This is a genomic window from Kineococcus gurbantunggutensis, assembly GCF_050871925.1.
In the GTDB taxonomy this organism is placed as follows: Bacteria; Actinomycetota; Actinomycetes; order Actinomycetales; family Kineococcaceae; genus Kineococcus.
The window spans coordinates 1-2121 of record NZ_JBJLSG010000309.1 but is presented as its reverse complement, the minus strand read 5'-3'; the positions used below and the strand labels follow the sequence as shown (position 1 = coordinate 2121).

Below are 2121 nucleotides of genomic sequence, written 5' to 3'. Positions count from 1 at the left end.
GGACTGCGGTGCCTGGACTGCGGTGCCTGGACTGCGGTGCCTGGACTGCGGTGCCTGGACTGCGGTGCCTGGACTGCGGTGCCTGGACTGCGGTGCCTGGACTGCGGTGCCTGGACTGCGGTGCCTGAGCTCTGATGATGCTCGGCTTTGCCGGTGCCGTCGTGCCGGTGCCTGCGTGGTGCTCGCGCCCTCGTGGTGACCGCGCTCCCGTGGTGACCACGCCTGGCGGCCGGCGGCGGCGGCCGCCGTGCGTGCGTGCTCCACTCTCAGAACAACCGCTCACCTCGTGGACTGTCGGCAGTCTTGTCGCTCAGGGCGCACAGCGCGTGGAAGGTGCTCCAGTCGAGCCCGAAAGCCGTGATCAGGTGCTGCGCCAGCAGGGCGGTGGCCACCGCGTCGCACGTGGCGCGGTGAGCTCGCCCCCAGTCCGCGCTCAGGGGCACGCCGGTGAGCTCGAGCAGACGGTGCAGCCCGTGGGCGGGTGCCTGCGGCAGCAGGTGGCGAGCCAGCTTCAGGGTGTCCAGGTACCCCAGGGGGCGCCAGTGCTCGCCCCGCTGCTGGTGCTGCTGTGCCTGCTCGTGCTGCTGTGCCTGTTGGTCTTGCTGCCCTTGCTGCTCCTCCTCGCGGTCCCCTCGCCGGTGCGCCCGGTCCTTGAGCGCGAGGCCGAGGTGGCGGGTGAGGTGAGGGGTGAGGTGGTGGGTGAGCACGCTGCGCTCGGTGGCCACGTGGTGCCCGCAGATCCACCTGCCGCTGGTGCGCTGCACGAACTGCCCCGAGACCTGGGCCCAGGTGGGGCTGAGGGAGACGTCGCCGTCGGTGAGGTTGTGCACCGTGGTGGCGAAGGCGGGGATGCCCGCGCCGGGTCTGACCAGGGTGGACCAGCGGTGCTGCGCGTGCGTCAGGCCGCTGGGGAAGTCCAGGACCGCGACCTCGACGATCTCCGGGGGGTTGCGGCCGTTGCCCTCGATGTCGACGACGCTGATCGCGGGCCAGTGCTGCGCCGTGAGCCGCCCGCCGCCGTGCGCGGGCTCGCTCACCGGCTCGTTGGCGAGTCGGCCCCCGGGCTCGCTGGCGGGGTCGTGGTGCGCCACGGCGCCAGCATGGCGCACGAGGTCACCGCGCCGGCACGGCGCACGAGGTCACCGCGCCGACGTGGCGTACGAGGCCTTCGCAGCGAGGTGTTGCCGGTGTCCAGGCAGGTCGGCGGCGCTGATCGACGTGCGGCGCGGCACGGCCTGCTCCCCAGCACCGTGGTGGCTCTGCGGCCGCGTCCCGGGCGCGGTGCGTCGTGCTCGGCGACTGCAGCCCACCGTGGGCGACACGCGCGCGCCACCCTGGCAGGTGCACGCAGGTCTCGCTAACCTCGCGGCCGTGCCTGGACCTGCGGTGCTGCAGCCCTACGACCCCGCCTGGCCCATACGCGCAGCGCAGCTGCTCGCCGCGGTGGAGCAGGCCCTGAAGCCGCTGGGGGTGGGCCAGTCCTTCGAGCACATCGGCTCCACCTCGGTGCCCGGGCTGAAGGCCAAGCCCTTCATCGACCTGCAGGTGCGCGTTCGCGCGCTGCCCGAGCCGGCGCTGCTCGACCAAGCGCTGGCCCCGGCCGGCTTCGTGCCCACGACGGGCTCGCGCCCGGACTCCCCCGGGGTCTACCGCGACATCCCGCGCGGCTCGGAGCACGAGAGCGGGCAGGTGCCCGATGAGGTGTGGCGCAAGAGGCTGTTCGTCCACGACGTCGACGGGCCCCGCGGTGCGATCCTGCACGTCCGGCTGGTCGCCTCACCGTGGGGCAGGTACACCGTGTGGTTCCGCGACTGGCTGCGCGCCCACCCGCAGGCGCGCGATCGCTACGCGGCCTTCAAGACCGCCACGGCCGCCGAGCACGCCGGTGATGCCGACTACGACGACTACACCCTGGCCAAGACGGCGTTCTTCGACGAGGCGCAGGCCGAGTTCGAGGCGTGGGGCCGCCGCAGCTGACCTGTCGCGGGCAGGGCGTCGCGGGCAGGGCGTCGCGGGCAGGGCGTCGCGGGCAGGGCGTCGCGGGCAGGGCGTCGCGGGCAGGGCGTCGCGGGCAGGGCGTCGCGGGCAGGGCGTCGCGGGCAGGGCGTCGCGGGCAGGGCG

The 2121-nt window shown here is 74.1% G+C and carries 2 protein-coding genes; one reads left to right on the top strand and one right to left on the bottom strand.

The window, feature by feature from the left end; all coding sequences use genetic code 11:
* Positions 1 to 266 precede the first annotated feature (266 nt).
* Positions 267 to 1091, bottom strand: a complete 825-nt coding sequence (locus ACRYR7_RS25295; protein ID WP_432575143.1) for a 3'-5' exonuclease — start codon at positions 1089 to 1091, stop codon at positions 267 to 269.
* A 280-nt stretch (positions 1092 to 1371) separates the two neighbouring features.
* Between ACRYR7_RS25295 and ACRYR7_RS25290 the strand changes: the two genes are divergently transcribed.
* The gene (locus ACRYR7_RS25290) at positions 1372 to 1977 is read left to right on the top strand and encodes a GrpB family protein (RefSeq protein ID WP_432575142.1); all 606 of its coding nucleotides are present in this window, start codon (positions 1372 to 1374) and stop codon (positions 1975 to 1977) included.
* Positions 1978 to 2121 lie beyond the last annotated feature (144 nt).